General features: G+C 61.5%; 17 protein-coding genes. 5 read left to right on the top strand and 12 right to left on the bottom strand.

Annotation, left to right across the window (positions count from 1 at the left end; translation table 11 throughout):
• Positions 1-129 precede the first annotated feature (129 nt).
• From phoB to JKA62_RS24040, 3 genes are all read left to right on the top strand, one after another.
• On the top strand, positions 130-819 hold the full coding sequence (phoB, locus tag JKA62_RS24050; RefSeq protein ID WP_003229608.1) for a phosphate regulon transcriptional regulator PhoB: 690 nt from the start codon (positions 130-132) through the stop codon (positions 817-819).
• Positions 820-893: 74 nt separating this feature from the next.
• On the top strand, positions 894-2,180 hold the full coding sequence (phoR, locus tag JKA62_RS24045; RefSeq protein ID WP_232253752.1) for a phosphate regulon sensor histidine kinase PhoR: 1,287 nt from the start codon (positions 894-896) through the stop codon (positions 2,178-2,180).
• Positions 2,181-2,291: 111 nt separating this feature from the next.
• Positions 2,292-3,632: a hemolysin family protein gene (locus tag JKA62_RS24040; protein ID WP_007954342.1), complete on the top strand. Its 1,341-nt coding sequence runs from the start codon at positions 2,292-2,294 to the stop codon at positions 3,630-3,632.
• Between the two features lie 6 nt (positions 3,633-3,638).
• Here JKA62_RS24040 and JKA62_RS24035 read toward each other — a convergent pair whose 3' ends face one another.
• From JKA62_RS24035 to JKA62_RS24000, 8 genes are all read right to left on the bottom strand, one after another.
• On the bottom strand, positions 3,639-4,535 hold the full coding sequence (locus tag JKA62_RS24035; RefSeq protein WP_011336611.1) for a peptidoglycan DD-metalloendopeptidase family protein: 897 nt from the start codon (positions 4,533-4,535) through the stop codon (positions 3,639-3,641).
• Positions 4,536-4,742: 207 nt separating this feature from the next.
• Positions 4,743-5,699 carry a response regulator gene (locus JKA62_RS24030; protein WP_011336612.1) on the bottom strand — a complete coding sequence of 319 codons (957 nt, stop codon included), beginning with the start codon at positions 5,697-5,699 and terminating at the stop codon, positions 4,743-4,745.
• 177 nt (positions 5,700-5,876) lie between these two features.
• On the bottom strand, positions 5,877-6,638 hold the full coding sequence (phoU, locus tag JKA62_RS24025; protein WP_007954334.1) for a phosphate signaling complex protein PhoU: 762 nt from the start codon (positions 6,636-6,638) through the stop codon (positions 5,877-5,879).
• Between the two features lie 71 nt (positions 6,639-6,709).
• Entirely contained in the window at positions 6,710-7,543 is an 834-nt protein-coding gene (gene pstB, locus JKA62_RS24020) for a phosphate ABC transporter ATP-binding protein PstB (protein WP_065258233.1), read from the bottom strand.
• Positions 7,544-7,625: 82 nt separating this feature from the next.
• Positions 7,626-9,296, bottom strand: coding sequence for a phosphate ABC transporter permease PstA (pstA, locus tag JKA62_RS24015; protein WP_011336614.1), 1,671 nt, complete (start codon positions 9,294-9,296; stop codon positions 7,626-7,628).
• Positions 9,297-9,312: 16 nt separating this feature from the next.
• Positions 9,313-11,346: an ABC transporter permease subunit gene (locus JKA62_RS24010; RefSeq protein WP_170928910.1), complete on the bottom strand. Its 2,034-nt coding sequence runs from the start codon at positions 11,344-11,346 to the stop codon at positions 9,313-9,315.
• 424 nt (positions 11,347-11,770) lie between these two features.
• Entirely contained in the window at positions 11,771-12,772 is a 1,002-nt protein-coding gene (locus tag JKA62_RS24005; protein ID WP_011336616.1) for a phosphate ABC transporter substrate-binding protein PstS, read from the bottom strand.
• A gap of 154 nt (positions 12,773-12,926) precedes the next feature.
• Entirely contained in the window at positions 12,927-14,225 is a 1,299-nt protein-coding gene (locus JKA62_RS24000) for an MFS transporter (RefSeq protein ID WP_011336617.1), read from the bottom strand.
• 377 nt (positions 14,226-14,602) lie between these two features.
• Here JKA62_RS24000 and JKA62_RS23995 point away from each other — a divergent pair, with 377 nt between their 5' ends.
• Positions 14,603-15,007: an acyl-CoA thioesterase gene (locus JKA62_RS23995; RefSeq protein WP_003229628.1), complete on the top strand. Its 405-nt coding sequence runs from the start codon at positions 14,603-14,605 to the stop codon at positions 15,005-15,007.
• An 80-nt stretch (positions 15,008-15,087) separates the two neighbouring features.
• A complete protein-coding gene (locus JKA62_RS23990) occupies positions 15,088-15,987 on the top strand; it encodes a D-hexose-6-phosphate mutarotase (RefSeq protein WP_011336619.1) in 900 nt (299 codons plus the stop codon).
• Between the two features lie 48 nt (positions 15,988-16,035).
• On the opposite strand, the gene JKA62_RS23985 is transcribed toward JKA62_RS23990, so the two are convergent.
• The 4 genes from JKA62_RS23985 to purE form a co-directional block, all read right to left on the bottom strand.
• Positions 16,036-16,572 carry a DUF3299 domain-containing protein gene (locus tag JKA62_RS23985; RefSeq protein ID WP_201819780.1) on the bottom strand — a complete coding sequence of 179 codons (537 nt, stop codon included), beginning with the start codon at positions 16,570-16,572 and terminating at the stop codon, positions 16,036-16,038.
• Between the two features lie 104 nt (positions 16,573-16,676).
• Entirely contained in the window at positions 16,677-16,922 is a 246-nt protein-coding gene (locus JKA62_RS23980) for a GlsB/YeaQ/YmgE family stress response membrane protein (protein WP_003229635.1), read from the bottom strand.
• 113 nt (positions 16,923-17,035) lie between these two features.
• Positions 17,036-18,118, bottom strand: coding sequence for a 5-(carboxyamino)imidazole ribonucleotide synthase (locus tag JKA62_RS23975; RefSeq protein ID WP_011336621.1), 1,083 nt, complete (start codon positions 18,116-18,118; stop codon positions 17,036-17,038).
• A gap of 10 nt (positions 18,119-18,128) precedes the next feature.
• Positions 18,129-18,620, bottom strand: a complete 492-nt coding sequence (gene purE / locus JKA62_RS23970) for a 5-(carboxyamino)imidazole ribonucleotide mutase (RefSeq protein WP_007954291.1) — start codon at positions 18,618-18,620, stop codon at positions 18,129-18,131.
• Positions 18,621-18,707: the final 87 nt, after the last annotated feature.

Here is an 18,707-nt window from a genome sequence, read left to right as displayed (position 1 = left end):
CAGGATTCGGACTTAAAGCTTAGTTCAGGATTCGCGCAATCGCCGCCGGACTAAAATACTGTCACACGACTGCAATAATTCCGTTATCTAATGCGGCGCAAGACAGTTAAATGACAAGAGGATTAAGGCATGGTTGGCAGGAGCATTCTGATCGTCGACGACGAAGCGCCCATTCGCGAAATGATCGCCGTTGCGTTGGAAATGGCCGGCTATGACTGCCTCGAGGCAGAGAACTCGCAGCAGGCCCACGCCATCATCGTCGACCGCAAGCCGGACCTGATCCTGCTCGACTGGATGCTGCCCGGCACCTCCGGCATCGAGCTGGCCCGCCGCCTCAAGCGTGACGAACTGACCGGGGACATCCCGATCATCATGCTCACCGCCAAGGGCGAAGAGGACAACAAGATCCAGGGCCTGGAAGTCGGCGCCGACGACTACATCACCAAACCGTTTTCCCCCCGCGAACTGGTGGCACGCCTCAAGGCCGTGCTGCGTCGCGCCGGCCCGACCGATGGCGAAGCGCCGATCGAAGTCGGCGGCCTGCTGCTCGACCCGATCAGCCACCGCGTGACCATCGACGGCCGTCCGGCCGAGATGGGCCCGACCGAATACCGTCTGCTGCAATTCTTCATGACCCACCAGGAGCGCGCCTACACCCGTGGCCAGTTGCTGGACCAGGTCTGGGGCGGCAACGTCTATGTTGAAGAGCGCACCGTCGACGTGCACATCCGGCGCCTGCGCAAGGCCCTCGGCGACGCCTACGAAAATCTGGTACAAACCGTGCGCGGCACCGGCTACCGGTTCTCCACCAAGGCCTGAGCCGAGCGCCAGCCCCGTAGACAAGGACCGCATTTTCCGTGAACCAAAACTGGCATGGCACCCTGATCCGCCACATGCTGTTGCTGGTCACCGGCTGCCTGGTGATCGGCCTGATCACCGGCTACTACGGCTGGAGTCTGGCGGCAGGCCTGGGCCTGTACCTGGCCTGGACGCTCAAGCAACTGCTGCGCCTGCACGAATGGCTGCGCCTGCACCAACCCGATGAAGCACCGCCCGACGGCTATGGCCTGTGGGGCGAGGTGTTCGACAGCATCTACCACCTGCAACGCCGCGACCAACGGGTACGCGGGCGCCTGCAAGCGGTGATCGACCGCGTCCAGGAGTCCACCGCTGCGCTGAAAGACGCGGTGATCATGCTCGACAGCGACGGCAACCTGGAATGGTGGAACCGCGCCGCCGAAACCCTGCTCGGTCTCAAGACCCCGCAGGACAGCGGTCAACCGGTGACCAACCTCGTCCGCCATCCGCGCTTCAAGGAATACTTCGAGCAGGAAAGCTACGCCGAACCGCTGGAAATCCCCTCGCCGACCAACGATCGCGTACGCATCCAGCTGTACCTCACGCGCTACGGCAACAACGAACACTTGATGCTGGTGCGCGACGTCACGCGCATCCATCAACTGGAACAGATGCGCAAAGACTTCATCGCCAACGTCTCCCACGAGCTGCGCACCCCGCTGACGGTGATCTGCGGCTACCTGGAAACCCTGCTCGACAACGTTGAGGAAGTGAACCCGCGCTGGAGCCGCGCCCTGCAGCAGATGCAGCAGCAGGGCGGGCGCATGCAGACCCTGCTCAACGACTTGCTGTTGCTGGCCAAGCTGGAAGCCACCGATTACCCGTCGGACAATCAGCCGGTGCACATCGACACCCTGTTGCAGTCGATCAAGAGCGACGCCCAGCAGCTGTCAGGTTCGAAGAATCAGAAAATCACCCTGGAAGCCGACACCAGCATTCTACTCAAGGGCAGCGAAGCGGAACTGCGCAGTGCGTTTTCCAACCTGGTGTTCAACGCCGTCAAATACACCCCGGCCGAAGGCAATATCCGCATCCGCTGGTGGGGCGACGATCAGGGTGCGCACCTGAGCGTGCAGGATTCCGGGATCGGCATCGACAGCAAACACCTGCCGCGCCTGACCGAACGCTTCTACCGCGTCGACTCCAGCCGCAACTCCAACACCGGCGGCACCGGCCTGGGCCTGGCCATCGTCAAACACGTGCTGCTGCGCCATCGCGCACGGATGGAGATCAGCAGCGTGCCCGGTCATGGCAGCACCTTCACCTGCCATTTCGCCCCGGCCCAGGTCGCTCAGGCACGGGTCATCAGCGCCGCTGAGTAATGCCGGACTAGGCAATCGCCAGGTCAGCCGCTACATTGGCTGACTTGCGCCTGCCTTTCAGGTGCGGATTTTTCTTTCTTTCGAATCACACGGAACCCGCAAAACTCCATCATGGACCCTTCCCCTGGCTTGTCCCTCGCAACCATATTCGCCGATTTCGGCATGATTCTTTTCGCTCTGATCCTGGTTCTGCTCAACGGCTTCTTCGTTGCGGCGGAGTTCGCCATGGTCAAACTGCGCTCGACCCGGGTCGAAGCCATCGCTGAACAGCACGGCTGGCGCGGGCACATCCTGCGCACCGTACACAGTCAGCTCGATGCTTACCTCTCGGCGTGCCAGCTCGGTATCACCCTCGCCTCCCTCGGCCTGGGCTGGGTCGGCGAGCCGGCGTTCGCGCACATTCTCGAACCGCTACTGAGCGCGGTCGGCGTGCAGTCGGCCGAAGTCGTCAAAGGCATTTCGTTCTTCACCGCGTTCTTCATCATTTCCTACCTGCACATCGTGGTCGGCGAACTCGCACCCAAATCCTGGGCGATCCGCAAACCCGAGCTGCTGTCGCTGTGGACGGCGGTGCCGCTGTACCTGTTCTACTGGGCCATGTACCCGGCGATCTACCTGCTCAATGCCAGCGCCAACACCATCCTGCGCATTGCGGGTCAAGGTGAACCCGGGCCGCATCACGAGCACCATTACAGCCGCGAAGAACTGAAACTGATCCTGCACTCCAGCCGTGGCCAGGACCCGAGCGACCAGGGCATGCGCGTGCTGGCCTCGGCGGTGGAAATGGGCGAACTGGAAGTGGTCGACTGGGCCAACTCCCGGGAAGACCTGATCACCCTCGAGTTCAACGCCCCGCTGAAAGAAATCCTGGCGATGTTCCGCCGCCACAAATTTAGCCGTTATCCGGTGTACGACAGCGAGCGCAAGGAATTCGTCGGCCTGCTGCACATCAAGGATCTGCTGCTGGAACTGGCAGCGCTGGATCACATTCCCGAGTCGTTCAACCTCGCCGAGCTGACCCGCCCGCTGGAGCGCGTTTCCCGGCACATGCCGCTGTCGCAGCTGCTGGAGCAGTTCCGCAAGGGCGGCTCGCACTTCGCTGTGGTCGAAGAAGCCGACGGCAACATCATCGGCTACCTGACCATGGAAGACGTGCTGGAAGTGCTGGTCGGCGATATCCAGGACGAACACCGCAAGGCCGAGCGCGGCATCCTCGCCTATCAGCCGGGCAAGTTGCTGGTGCGGGGCGATACGCCGCTGTTCAAGGTCGAGCGCCTGCTGGGGATCGACCTGGACCACATCGAAGCCGAAACCCTCGCCGGGCTGATCTACGAAACCCTGAAACGGGTGCCGGAAGAGGAAGAAGTGCTGGAAGTCGAAGGCCTGCGGATCATCATCAAGAAGATGAAAGGTCCAAAGATCATTCTGGCCAAGGTGCTGATGCTCGACTGACGGGGTTTACTGCTTGCCCAACGCAAAGTTGGGCAACGCCCCCAGCGGCCGGTTGAACTGATACGGAATCGACACCAGCCCCATCCCGGTATTGCGCTGCACCACGAAGTGCAGGTGCGGGCCGCTGCTGTTGCCGGTATTGCCTGACAGCGCCAGCGGGCTGCCCACCGTAACCCGTTGCCCCTCCCGGACACTCACCGATCCTTGCTTGAGATGCAGGTACACACCCATCGTGCCGTCGTCGTGCAGTATCCGCACGAAGTTGCCGGACGGATCGGTGCCGCGCCCGTTCTGGGAATTCTCGGTCTTCACCACCACCCCGGCCCGCGCCGCAATGATCGGCGTGCCGACCGGCATGGCGATGTCCATCGCGTACTTGTTCTTCGGCCCGAAGTGGCTGTAGTCGCCGTTGGCGCCCTGGCTGAGGCGAAACGGCCCGCCACGCCACGGAAACGGATAGCGATAGCCCTGAGCCGCGCCAGCCGGGTCACCGAGGGAATAATGGAACTGCGGCGTGTACACCAGCGGCTTGCCACCGGACACCGCCGTCAGCAGCGCCAGCCGCGTATTGCTGCGCGCCGGCAACACCCGGCGGATCGTTTGCGCCGGCGCGCCGCGCACGTTGCTCATCCCGGTAAACGCCAGGGCAATCTCGACCGGCGCGTACAGGTCGTTGCGCACGAACACCACGTCCGCGCCCTTCTGCTTCTTGATGTCGAGATAGACCTGGCGCTCGAGGCGCTCGACCATCCGGTCCTGAAACACGAACACCTGGGAGCCTTTGCTCGGACGGTCGCTGTACGAAACCACTCCGTTGGCATCGGTGGATTTGTAGATCGTCATGGCCACAGTCGAGGTGGAGGCCATGAACAGACCACAAAAAAACAGCAGGCGCAGGGGCATGGGCAAAAATTCTGTCGAGTAAGGCCTGGGAATGAGCCTAGCAGCTGAAGCAGACCAGGCTAGTCGACAGATGTTTCAAATTGGGCAGCGCGAGAGATGGGTGGTGCTTTTGATGGTCCCATCGCCCGCAGGCTGGCTCCCACAGGTTCGGTGTGAACCCTGTGGGAGCCAGCCTGCTGGCGATGGCGGACGGTCAGTCGACGAAGATCAAGCGCCCGGTACGAAGTGCTTCTGCGCCGTACCGCGAGCAATCAGGCGGGAGATGTAGTCGAGCTTCTGCGCGTCCTGGTCGACGAAGCGGAAGGTCAGTTGCAGCCAGTCGCTGTCGGGTTTCGGCTCGTGGGCAACGACGGCGTGCAGGTAGCCGTTGAGGCGGGCGATTTCGGCGTTGTCGCCCTGCTCCAGATCGAGCACGGCGCTGTCGAGGATCTGCGGCAGGGTGTCGGTGCGTTTCACCACCAGCAGCGCTTCCTTGATGCTCAGGGCCTTGATCACGCATTGCTGGGTGCCGCTCGGCAAGCGCAGTTGGCCCTGACCGCGACCACCGGCCGGAGCGCTGGAGGCTGCCGGAGCTTTCACCGGCGGGCTGTTGAGCAGGCCACGCTGTGGCGCGGCGGCAGGTGCCGGGGCCGCCGCGGCAGGCTTGGCAAACGGGTTGGCCGCAGCAGCAGCGGGTGCGGAACCGACCACGGCAGCCTTGCCACCGGTCAACGCGCTCAGGGAGTCGTTGCCGAACGCCGAGTTCATCTTGGTCGGGGCGCTGTTCATCAGGGTGTCGAGCTTGCCGACCTTGTTCAGAGCCTGTTTGACCTTGGTCAGCAGTTGCTCGTTGGTGAACGGTTTGCTGACGTAACCGGTGACGCCGGCCTGGATCGCCTGCACGACGTTTTCCTTGTCGCCACGGCTGGTAACCATGATGAACGGCATGGTCTTGAGATTGTCCTGCTCACGGCACCAGGTCAGCAGTTCGAGGCCGGACATTTCCGGCATTTCCCAGTCGCACAGCACCAGGTCGAAGGCTTCCTTGGCCAGCATGGCCTGGGCCTTCTTGCCGTTGATGGCGTCCTCGGTGCGAATCCCCGGGAAGTAATTACGCAGGCACTTTTTCACCAGGTCACGAATGAACGATGCATCGTCCACGACCAACACACTGATCTTGCTCATCCAACACCCCTATTAAAATCCCGGCAAGCATAACGCTGGCTGATGGCACATTGCCAAAACTCTTCAGTCACGCCGGGACTTTTCGTTCGCGGGTGCTGCTTTTTAATTCGGTTCTGCCTATGAAAAGCAGAAACAAAAACGCCCGGCCAAAGGGCCGGGCGCTTTTCTCAGGCAATCTTACTTATCGTCAGCATCGCCCGGAACATTAGCGGTTTCACCACTTGTCCCTTCAACTTCTTCCTTCATGCGCTTGAGGCCCATGTGGCGCACATCGGTGCCGCGCACCAGATAGATCACCAGCTCAGAGATGTTGCGGGCGTGGTCGCCGATCCGCTCCAGCGAACGCAGCACCCAGATAATGCTCAAGACCCGCGAGATAGAGCGCGGGTCTTCCATCATGTAGGTCGCCAGTTCGCGCAGAGCGGTTTTGTATTCGCGGTCGATGATCTTGTCGTACTGCGCCACCGACAACGCCAGATCGGCGTCGAAGCGGGCAAACGCGTCCAGCGCATCGCGCACCATGTTGCGCACCTGGTCACCGATGTGGCGCACTTCGACGTAACCGCGCGGCGCTTCGCCTTCTTCGCACAGCTGAATCGCGCGGCGGGCGATCTTGGTCGCTTCGTCGCCGATGCGCTCAAGGTCGATCACCGACTTGGAGATGCTGATGATCAGACGCAGGTCGGAGGCCGCAGGCTGACGACGGGCCAGAATGCGCAGGCATTCTTCGTCGATGTTGCGTTCCATCTGGTTGATCTGGTCGTCGATCTCACGCACTTGCTGGGCCAGGCCCGAGTCGGCCTCGATCAGCGCGGTGACCGCGTCATTGACCTGCTTCTCGACCAGCCCGCCCATGGCCAGCAGGTGGCTGCGCACTTCTTCCAGTTCGGCGTTGAACTGCGCGGAAATGTGATGGGTAAGGCCTTCTTTACTAATCATGTTGGCGTCCTTGGAGCGTCCGGTAAGGTGCGGCGGGCCGCAGCGTCAATTCTGTGAATAACCCGCAACTGTCAGCCGTAACGACCGGTGATGTAGTCTTCGGTCTGCTTCTTGGCCGGATTGGTGAACAGGGTATCGGTGTCGCCGAATTCCACCAGTTTGCCCATGTACATGAACGCCGTGTAGTCGGACACCCGCGCCGCCTGCTGCATGTTGTGGGTCACGATGACGATGGTGAACTTGGATTTGAGCTCGTAGATCAGCTCTTCGACTTTCAGGGTCGAGATCGGGTCAAGCGCCGAGCACGGTTCGTCGAGCAGCAGCACTTCCGGTTCCACGGCGATGGTGCGGGCGATCACCAGACGCTGTTGCTGACCACCGGACAGGCCGAGTGCCGAGTCATGCAGACGGTCTTTCACTTCGTCCCACAAGGCCGCGCCTTTCAACGCCCACTCGACGGCTTCGTCGAGGATGCGCTTCTTGTTGATGCCCTGGATGCGCAGGCCGTAGACCACGTTCTCGTAGATGGTCTTGGGGAACGGGTTAGGCTTCTGAAACACCATGCCGACCCGGCGACGCAGCTCGGCCACGTCTTCGCCCTTGCGGTAGATGTTGTTGCCGTACAGGTTGATCGCGCCTTCGACGCGGCAGCCGTCCACCAGATCGTTCATGCGGTTGAAGGTACGCAGCAGCGTGGACTTGCCGCAGCCTGACGGGCCGATGAAGGCGGTCACGCGCTGTTTCGGGATGTTCATGCTGACGTCGTACAGCGCTTGTTTCTCGCCGTAGAACAGGCTCAGGCCCGGCACTTCGATGGCCACGGTTTCCTGCTCGAGGTTCAGGCTCTGCTTGTCGCGGCCCAGGGCAGACATGTTGATGCCGTGGGTATGTGTTTCGTGCTGCATGGGAGATCCCCTGTGCTAACAAATTCGGTTCGGTTGGCTGCCGGGATACAGGCCGGCAGCCCTTCAATTCTTGTGACGGCGATCAGCTGTCCAGCGCCTTGTACTTCTCGCGCAGGTGGTTACGGATGTACACCGCCGACAGGTTCAGGGTGGCGATCACCAGCACCAGCAACAGCGCCGTGGCGTACACCAGCGGCCGCGCGGCCTCGACGTTCGGGCTCTGGAAGCCGACGTCATAGATGTGGAAGCCCAGGTGCATGATCTTCTGATCCAGGTGCAGGTACGGGTAGTTGCCGTCCACCGGCAGCGACGGCGCCAGTTTCACCACACCCACCAGCATCAGCGGCGCCACTTCACCGGCGGCGCGGGCCACGGCGAGGATCATGCCGGTCATCATGGCCGGACTGGCCATCGGCAGAACGATCTTCCACAGGGTTTCAGCCTTGGTCGCGCCCAGAGCCAGCGAGCCTTCACGCACGGTGCGAGGAATCCGCGCCAGACCTTCTTCAGTGGCCACGATCACCACCGGCACCGCCAGCAGCGCCAGGGTCAACGAAGCCCAGAGCAGACCCGGCGTACCGAAGGTCGGTGCCGGCAGCGCTTCAGGGAAGAACAGACGGTCGAGCGAGCCACCCAGCACGTAGACGAAGAAGCCCAGACCGAACACGCCGTAAACAATCGCCGGAACACCCGCCAGGTTATTCACCGCGATCCGGATCACCCGGGTCAGGGTGTTCTGCTTGGCGTATTCACGCAGGTATACCGCCGCCAGCACGCCGAACGGGGTCACGATCATCGCCATGATCAGGGTCATCATCACGGTGCCGAAGATCGCCGGGAAAATCCCGCCTTCGGTGTTCGCTTCACGCGGGTCGTCGGACAGGAATTCCCAGACCTTGCTGAAGTAGAAACCGATCTTGGTGAACGTACCCATCGCGTTCGGCTGGTAGGCGTGAACCACTTTGCCCAGGCCGATTTCAATTTCCTTGCCGTTCGCATCACGAGCGGTCAAGGCGTCACGGTTGAACTGCGCGTGCAGGTCGGCCAGACGAGCCTCGATGTCCTGATAGCGGGCGTTCAGCTCGGCGCGCTCGGATTCCATGTCCGCTTGCGCGGTGGCGTCGAGCTTGCCTTCCAGTTCCAGCTTGCGACCGTGCAGACGGATGCGCTCGAGGCCGGCGTTGATCGCACCGATATCGACTTTTTCCAGAGTCTTGAGCTGGGCGGCAAGTTTGTTCACGCGATCGATCCGCGCTTGCAGCTCAGGCCAGGCGGCTTCGCCTTCGGCGATCACCTTGCCGTCCTGTTTGACGTTGACCAGGTAGCCGTAGAAGTTGCCCCACTCACGACGCTCCAGCGCCATCAGCTCCGGCGGATTCTTCTGGTCGGTCAGCCACTCGCCGACGATCCAGGTGAAGTCGTTGCCGTTCAGGTCACGGTTACCGACCTTGATCAGCTCGCGGGTCATGAATTCCGGACCTTCGTCCGGCACCGGCAGGCCGGCGCTCTTCAGACGGGCGCGCGGCACTTCTTCTTTCTGCACCACCTCGCCCACGACCAGATGCTGGCCCTGGCCCGGTACGTCATAGCTGGCGTGGATCAGATCCGCTGGCCAGAAGTGACCCAGACCGCGCACGGCGATCACCGCCAGCAGGCCAATGGTCATGATGACCGCGATGGACACCGCGCCGCCGCTGATCCAGACGCCGGGGGCGCCGCTCTTGAACCATCCTTTCAGGGAGTTCTGTTTCACAGACTTCTACCTTTGCTTAAAGCGACGAGTATTTCTTGCGCAGACGCTGACGAATCAGTTCCGCGAGGGTGTTCATGACGAAGGTGAACAACAGCAGCACCAGCGCCGAGAGGAACAGCACACGGTAGTGGCTGCCGCCGACTTCCGACTCCGGCATTTCCACCGCGACGTTGGCGGCCAGGGTGCGCAGGCCTTCGAACAGGTTCATTTCCATGACCGGAGTGTTGCCGGTGGCCATCAGCACGATCATGGTTTCACCGACCGCACGACCCATGCCGATCATCAGCGCCGAGAAGATGCCCGGGCTGGCGGTCAGGATCACCACGCGAGTCATGGTCTGCCAAGGCGTGGCACCGAGGGCCAGCGAGCCCAGGGTCAGGCCGCGCGGCACGCTGAACACGGCGTCTTCGGCGATCGAGTAGATGTTCGGGATCACCGCAAAACCCATGGCCAGACCGACCACCAGGGCGTTGCGCTGGTCGTAGGTGATGCCCAGGTCGTGAGAGATCCACATGCGCATGTCACCGCCGAAGAACCAGTTCTCCATGAACGGGCTCATGTACAGCGACAGCCAGCCCACGAACAGGATCACCGGAATCAGCAGCGCACTTTCCCAGCCGTCCGGGACTTTCAGGCGGATCGATTCAGGCAGGCGGCTGAAGGTGAAACCGGCGATCAGAATGCCGATCGGCAGCAGCATCAGCAGGCTGAAGATGCCCGGCAGATGCCCTTCTACATACGGTGCGAGGAACAGACCGGCGAAGAAACCAAGGATCACCGTCGGCATCGCTTCCATCAGCTCGATCACCGGCTTGACCTTGCGGCGCATGCCCGGGGCCATGAAGTACGCGGTGTAGATCGCAGCGGCGACGGCCAGCGGTGCAGCCAGCAGCATCGCGTAGAACGCGGCTTTCAGGGTGCCGAAGGTCAGTGGCGACAGGCTCAGTTTCGGTTCGAAATCGGTGTTGGCCGCAGTCGATTGCCAGACGTATTTAGGCTCGTCGTAGTTCTCGTACCAGACCTTGCTCCACAGCGCGCTCCACGAAACTTCCGGGTGCGGGTTGTCGAGCAGCAGCGGTTGCAGCTTGCCGCCGGCTTCGACGATCACGCGGTTGGCGCGCGGCGACAGGCCGAACAGGCCCTGGCCTTCGACGACTTGATCGACCAGCAAGGTGCGGTGCGCGGTGCTGTGGAACACGCCGAGCTTGCCGCTGGCATCCAGGGCCAGGAAGCCCTTGCGACGTTCTTCGGCGGAGATTTCCACGATCGGCGTGGTGCCCATCTGAAAGGTGCGGATCTGCTTCAGGCGCAGTTCGCCATCGGTGTCGCGGGCCATGAACCACTGGGCCAGACCACCCTTGGAGTCACCGACGATCAGCGAGATGCCACCCACCAGTTGCGTGGCGGCGGTGACTTCGGCGTCGGCGTTTTCCAGCAGCTTGTAGCGTCCGTTGAGGCTCTTGTCGCGCAGGCTGAACACGTCGGCCTGGGCACGCCCGTTGACCACGTACAGCCATTGCTGGCGCGGGTCGACGAAGATGTTTTTCACCGGCTCGGTCATCTGCGGCAGATCAATCCGCTTCTGCTCGTTGGTGACTTCGCCGGTCATCATGTTTTCTTCGCTGGTCAGCGACAGCACATTGAGTTGCGAACCGGTGGAGCCGACCAGCATCAGGGTCGAATCGGTGGCATTGAGGCTGACATGCTCCAGCGCACCGCCGCTTTCGTTGAGTGCGATCGGTGTCTCGCCGTACGGGTACTCGATGGCCGGAGTGATGGTCTTCTTGCCATCCGGGTAGCTGACTTTATAAGTGTGACGGAACACCAGCGCCTGGCCGTTGGACAGGCCCACGGCCACCAGCGGATGGCCCGGCTGGTCTTCGCCGATCGAGGTCACACTGGCGCCTGCCGGCAGGGGCAGATCGACGCGCTTCAATTCAGCGCCACTGTCGATGTCGAAGAACAGCGCCTGGCCCTTGTCGGAAACGCGCATGGCCACCTGATTCTGCTCTTCGAGCGAAATCATCAGCGGCTTGCCGGCGTCCTGCATCCAGGCCGGGGTGATTGCATCTTTCGCAGTCAGGTCAGCACCTTTGAACAGCGGCGCGACCACGTAGGCGAGGAAGAAGAAGATCAGGGTGATGGCTGCCAGCACCGCCAGACCGCCGACGAGGACGTACCAGCGGGTGAAGCGATCCTTGAGCGCGCGAATGCGGCGCTTGCGTTGCAACTCAGGCGTATTGAAGTCAATGCGCTTGGGAGGGTTCGTAGTCATTTTGGAATTGGCCAGATCATTCATGCGCACACCCTAGCGATCCTGTATGACAGAAAGATGACAATGCAGTGACGCACCAAATCCGCCGCCAGCAGGGCACTGGCAGTGGATAGAAGAATTCGGGGAGTGTGGGGGCCGGGCCGCTTGCGGGCCGGGCCCCACACGGGAGTCAGGCGTGGTTCACCCCTGACTCAGTTTGTTACTTTTTTGCGACTTCAGCGCCGCCTTCCTGCAGACCCAGGTCAGCCAGTGCTTTTGCAGCAACCTTGGCTGGCAGCGGGATGTAGCCGTCTTTCACGACCACTTCCTGGCCCTGTTTCGACAGAACCAGTTTCACGAACTCGGCTTCCAGCGGGGCCAGAGGCTTGTTCGGGGCCTTGTTGACGTACACGTACAGGAAACGCGACAGCGGGTATTTGCCGTTCAGGGCGTTTTCTTCGGTGTCTTCGATGAAGTCAGTGCTGCCCTTCTTCGACAGAGCAACGGTTTTCACGCTGGCGGTCTTGTAGCCGATGCCCGAGTAACCGATGCCGTTCAGCGAGGAGCTGATCGACTGCACGACCGAAGCCGAGCCTGGTTGTTCGTTGACGTTAGGCTTGTAGTCGCCTTTGCACAGGGCTTCTTCCTTGAAGTAGCCGTAGGTGCCGGATACCGAGTTGCGACCGAACAGTTGAACCGGCTTGTTGGCCAGGTCGCCGGTCACGCCCAGGTCACCCCAGGTTTTCACGTCGGCCTTGGCGCCGCACAGACGGGTGGACGAGAAGATCGCGTCAACCTGTTCCATGGTCAGGTGCTGGATCGGGTTGTCCTTGTGCACGAAAACAGCCAGGGCGTCCACGGCAACCGGGATAGCGGTTGGCTTGTAGCCGTATTTCTGTTCGAAGGCCGCCAGTTCGGTGTCCTTCATCTTGCGGCTCATCGGGCCCAGGTTGGAGGTGCCTTCAGTCAGCGCAGGTGGCGCGGTGGCGGAGCCAGCGGCCTGAATCTGGATGTTTACGTTCGGGTATTCTTTTTTGTAGTTCTCAGCCCAGAGGGTCATGAGGTTGGCCAGGGTATCGGAACCGACGCTGGACAGGTTGCCCGACACACCAGTGGTCTTGGTGTAGCTCGGGATAGCAGGGTCAACAGCGGCAACCGCGTTGGCAGTCGCAACGCCAGCAGCGACAAAAGTCATTGCCGCCATCAAACGCTTCAGTTTCATGCCTTACTCCTAGCAGATAGGGTGTGTTAAGTCGGGGCCAAGTATCAGCAGGCCGTGTGAACACTCTATGGCTGAAATATGACAATTGGATGAAAGGCCAGCATCCCTGTCGGAAGGCTGGCCTTTCAGTTGTAACGGCAAGTGTGAAGATGGCTTAGCGACCTTTGCTCCACAACCACGCGCCGACCAGGATCCCCATCCCGCACAGCACCGCCACATAGTAGGCAGGCCCCATCGCGCTTTCTTTCAGCAGCAGGCTGACGACCATCGGGGTCAGGCCGCCGAAGATCGCGTAAGCGACGTTATAAGAGAAGGACAGACCACTGAAGCGCACCACCGGCGGAAACGCCTTCACCATCACATATGGCACCGCGCCGATGGTGCCGACCAGGAAACCGGTCAGCGCGTACAGCGGGAACAGCCAGTCCGGGTGATCGGCGAGACTGTGATAGAACGTCCAGGAACTGGCCAGCAAGCCCAGGCAACCGAATACGAACACGCGACCGGCGCCAAAGCGATCCGCCAGCGCACCGGAAATGATGCAGCCGAAGCTCAGAAACACGATCGCCAGGCTGTTGGATTGCAGCGCGGTAGTCGGCGAGAAGTGATAGACCGTCTGCAGCACGGTCGGGGTCATCAGGATCACCACGACGATGCCGGCGGATAGCAGCCAGGTCAGCAGCATCGACACCGCGATCGCCCCGCGGTGGTCACGCAGCACGGCGCGCAGCGGCACTTCTTCGGCCAGCGCCTTGCGCTGTTGCAGTTCGGCGAACACCGGGGTTTCGTGCAGCCAGCGACGCAGGTAGACCGAGAACAGACCGAACACGCCACCCAACAGGAACGGGATCCGCCAGGCGTAATCCGAGACTTCCGTTGGGGTATAGATGCTGTTGATCGCAGTGGCGACCAGCGAGCCGAGCAGGATACCCGCCGTCAGGCCGCTGGTCAGAGTGCCGCAGGCGTAGCCGATGTGCTTGCCGGGCACGTGTTCGGAAACGAAGACCCACGCCCCCGGAACCTCACCGCCAATCGCCGCGCCCTGAATGACGCGCATCAACAGCAACAGAATCGGCGCCCACAGGCCGATCTGCGCGTAGGTCGGCAGCAGGCCCATGATCAGGGTCGGCACGGCCATCATGAAAATGCTCAGGGTGAACATTTTCTTGCGCCCCAGCAGGTCGCCGAAGTGCGCCATCACGATCCCGCCCAGCGGCCGCGCGAGGTAACCGGCGGCGAAGATGCCGAAAGTCTGCATCAGGCGCAGCCACTCGGGCATGTCGGCCGGGAAGAACAATTTGCCGACCACGGTGGCAAAGAACACGAAGATGATGAAATCGTAGAACTCCAGCGCGCCCCCCAGGGCCGATAGCGACAGAGTCTTGTAGTCATTGCGGGTCAACGGTCGTGCGGGTTGGTCGGGCTGCGCGAGGCTCGAGGGCGCTGTGGTCATGGCAAGGTCTTCTCTTATAGTCGGATCTGCCGCCACAACAACGCTGGCTGTGGCTCGGGCAGGTTCGGCACCATAGCAAATTGTTCGAAAAAGCACATAGAGGTGCGTATTTGCCGGTCGAAATCAGAACCGGACGGTCGTCGCGGAGTCTACCGATCGATATACTCGCCACCTTGCTCCGGTTTGTAAGGGGTTGCTGTGCGAAAACGCCGTTGGCCCGACCCTTGCTCGGGATTAGCCGGTTTCGCAGAGTTTCTCCTTAGGCGCCTGATGGAAAACGTGACGAACGTAGTATGTTCGGTGCTGAATCGTTTTTCCCGAAGACGGCTACCACCAGCAATACCCAACGAAGAGTCACGGGTCAGAGGCCCCCCGGCATGATAGAGCTCGAACAAGAAGATCCGATCCCGCAAGGCGACCTGGCCTTGCAAATCACCGCGCTTCCCCGCGAAACCAACGGCTTCGGCGATATTTTCGGCGGCTGGCTGGTGGCGCAGATGGACCTGGCCGGCACGGCCATGGCCAGCCGTGTTGCCGGTGGCCGTGTCGCGACCGTGGCCATCGACCGCATGGCGTTTCTGGTGCCGGTGGCTGTCGGCGCGCAATTGTCCTTTTATACCCAGACCCTGGAAATCGGTCGCAGCTCGATCCAGATGATGGTCGAGGTGTGGAGCGACGACCCGCTGTCCAGCGAGTGGCGTAAAGTGACCGAAGCGGTGTTCGTGTTCGTCGCCATCGATGGCAGCGGCCGCACCCGTTCGGTTCCGCCACGCGCACGTTAAACCTCGCGGCCGTTTCACGGTCGATAGTCGTCCAAGTTGCTGATCGAGAGTTGTCCAAGTTGCTGATCGAGAGTTGTCCCATGAACACGCCCAACGTTGAAGCCGTGAAACTGGATGAACTGAACTGCTGGCGCATCCGCCACGGTCAGGCCGAAGTGCTGGTGGCCCAGCAAGGCGCGCACATCCTCAGTTATCAGGTGGACGGCCAGCCGCCCCTGATCTGGCTGAACGACAAGGCCGTGTTCAAGACCGGCAAGAGCATCCGCGCCGGTGTGCCGGTATGCTGGCCGTGGTTCGGCAAGTTCGAACGCAACCCGCAGAACGTGCAGGCGATGCGCACGAGTGAAGAACCGGCCGGTGCCCACGGATTTGTCCGGGCGATGGATTGGGAACTGGGCGGCATCGAAACCGAAGGCGAAAGCCTGAAAGTGGAATTCAAGCTGCCCTACCCCGAGGGCGGTTTTCCGGAGTGGCCGCATCAGGTCGACCTGACCCTGACCCTGCGCCTCGACGATCAGTTGCACATCAGTCTGACCAGCCACAACCGTGGCACCGACACCGTCAGCATCAGTCAGGCGCTGCACAGCTATTTCGCGGTCAGCGATGTGCGCAACGTGCGCGTCGAAGGCGTGGATGGCCTGGATTACATCGAGACCCTGGACGACTGGAAAACCTTCACCCAGCAGGGTGATCTGCGTTTTGCCGGGGAAACCGACCGCATCTACCTCGACGCCCCTGCGCAACTGAGCATCGTCGACCCGGCCTGGGAACGGCGCATCGTGCTGACCACCACCGGCTCCCGCACGGCGGTGATCTGGAACCCGTGGATCGACCGCGCCGCTGCGCTCAGCGACATGGACAACGATGGCTGGCAGCGCATGCTCTGCATCGAGACGGCGAACGTGATGAGTGATGTGATGAACCTGGCGCCGGATGCCAGTCACACCATGGGTGTCAGCGTCGGCAGCCAGCCACTCTGAAAACAAAAATCGCAGCCCTGGGGCTGCGTTTTTTTTTGCGGGTCTGAATTACAGATCCGATTCCTGCACCACCCGCACCTTGTCTGCCTCCAGCGCATAGGCCGCGTCGGCGAGATCATTGCTGACCTTTTCGATCTTCAGCGTGCCGGTCACCCATAGCGGCGTATAGATGTCATCCAGCTTCAAGCCTTTTGGATAACGCACCAGCACCAGTTGATTCGGTGGCGGTGGCGGCACATGGATGCAGGCGCCCGGGTACGGCACCAGGAAGAACAGCGTGCTGCGACCCTTGGCGTCGGATTCCAGCGGCACCGGATACCCACCGATGCGGATGTGTTTGTCGTTCATCGACGCCACGGTCTTGGTCGAATACATCACCGCCGGCAAACCCTTGGCCTGCTTCATCCCGCCCTTCTGGGTGAAGGTGCCGGTGGCTTCCGGGGAGTTGTGATCGATTTCAGGCATGGCCTCGAGGGCTTTCTGATCCGACTTGGGCATCAGTTCCAGCCAGTCGGTTTCCGGCAGATCGCCGGCGTGGGCCAGACCGCTGCCCAGCAAAAGGAGAGTCAACAGAAAACGGCGCATGAAGGTGCTCGGTAAAGGATGCTCGAAGTAAGGAGGAAACGCTGAATCGCCGAGCATTTTAGCCCTCCCCGCCGGATTGGCAGAGAGGGTTTTGTCGCTTTGGATCAGTTCTTTTTGATCAGGCCGTAGATCACCAGCAGCACGATCGCGCCGACCAGTGCGCCGATGAAGCCTGCGCCCTGACCGGCCTGATAGATGCCCAGGGCCTGGCCGCCGTAGGTGGCTGCCAGCGAACCGCCGATACCGAGCAGGATAGTCATGATCCAGCCCATGCTGTCATCGCCCGGTTTCAGGAACCGCGCCAGCAGGCCGACAATGAGGCCGATAAAGATGGTTCCGATAATTCCCATGGCATTTCCCTCTGAATGGTAGATATGCGATGAAGCCTAGCCAGACTTTCGCATCCTGCCATCAGAGAACGGCGGCCCCTTAATGGTTCCGCCGCTGCCAGATGAAACTGTCGTTACTCGGCGATCAGCGCTTCGACCTTGAGAATCTGTTGCTCGAGGGTCGCCTTGTCCTTGCAGCGCAGGTTGGCGTGACCGACCTTGCGCCCGGCCTTGAAGGCCTTGCCGTAGTGATGCAGGTGGCAATCGTCGATGGCGATGACTTTTTCAACCGGCGGAACAACGCCGATGAAGTTGAGCATCGCGCTCTCGCCGACCTTGGCGGTCGAACCCAGCGGCAGACCGGCAACGGCCCGCAGGTGGTTTTCGAACTGGCTGCACTCGGCGCCTTCGGTGGTCCAGTGCCCGGAGTTGTGCACGCGCGGTGCGATTTCGTTGGCCTTGAGGCCGCCGTCGACTTCAAAGAACTCGAACGCCATCACACCGACATAATCCAGCTGTTTGAGCACGCGGCTGGAATAATCTTCGGCCAGGGCCTGGAGCGGGTGATCGGAGCTGGCGACCGACAGCTTGAGGATGCCGCTGTCGTGGGTGTTGTGCACCAGTGGATAGAACTTCGTCTCGCCATCGCGGGCGCGCACGGCGATCAGCGACACTTCGCCAGTGAATGGCACGAAGCCTTCCAGCAGGCAAGGCACGCTGCCCAGTTCGGCGAAGGTACCGACCACATCTTCCGGCTTGCGCAGGACTTTCTGGCCCTTGCCGTCGTAACCCAGGGTGCGGGTTTTCAGGACGGCCGGCAGGCCGATCGACGCAACGGCGGCGTCCAGGTCGGCTTGCGACTGGATGTCGGCGAACGCTGGGGTCGGAATCCCCAGGTCCTTGAACATGCTCTTTTCGAACCAGCGGTCGCGGGCGATGCGCAGGGCTTCAGCGCTCGGGTAGACCGGCACGAATTGCGAAAGGAACGCCACGGTTTCCGCCGGGACGCTTTCGAACTCGAAGGTCACCAGATCGACTTCATCGGCCAATTGACGCAGGTGATCCTGATCGCCGTAATCGGCCCGCAGGTGTTCGCCCAGCGCAGCGGCGCAAGCGTCCGGCGCAGGGTCGAGGAAAGCGAAGTTCATGCCCAGCGGGGTGCCCGCCAGGGCCAACATGCGACCCAACTGGCCGCCACCGATTACACCGATTTTCATCTCAACAACCTCAGGCAATACGTGGGTCTGGATTGTCCAGGACGCTGTCTGTCTGCTCGGCACGGAAGGTTTTCAGTACCGCGTGGAATTGCGGATGCTTGGCGCCCAGGATGCTCGCCGACAGCAGGGCTGCGTTGATCGCACCGGCCTTGCCGATGGCCAGAGTGGCAACCGGAATACCGGCCGGCATCTGCACGATCGAAAGCAGCGAGTCGACGCCCGAAAGCATGGCTGACTGCACCGGCACGCCCAGCACCGGCAGGTGGGTTTTGGCCGCACACATGCCTGGCAGGTGGGCTGCGCCACCGGCACCGGCGATGATCACCTCGATGCCGCGGCCTTCAGCCTCTTCGGCGTACTGGAACAGCAGATCCGGGGTGCGGTGGGCGGAAACCACCTTGACCTCGTAAGGGATGCCGAGCTTTTCCAGCATATCGGCGGTGTGGCTAAGGGTGGACCAATCGGACTTGGAGCCCATGATCACGCCAACCAGTGCACTCATCGTCGCGCCTCTTCTCTCTGGGCGCCCGCAGGCGCGTCAAAAACAACAAGCCACGCAGGATGCGTGGCTTGTTGTAGGAAAAATGGC

Origin of the sequence: Pseudomonas sp. B7 (genome assembly GCF_016735645.1) — a bacterium.
GTDB classification, from domain to species: domain Bacteria; phylum Pseudomonadota; class Gammaproteobacteria; order Pseudomonadales; family Pseudomonadaceae; genus Aquipseudomonas; species Aquipseudomonas glycinae.
The sequence above is the reverse complement of the archived record's forward strand: the minus strand, read 5'-3'. Positions and strand labels throughout refer to the sequence as shown.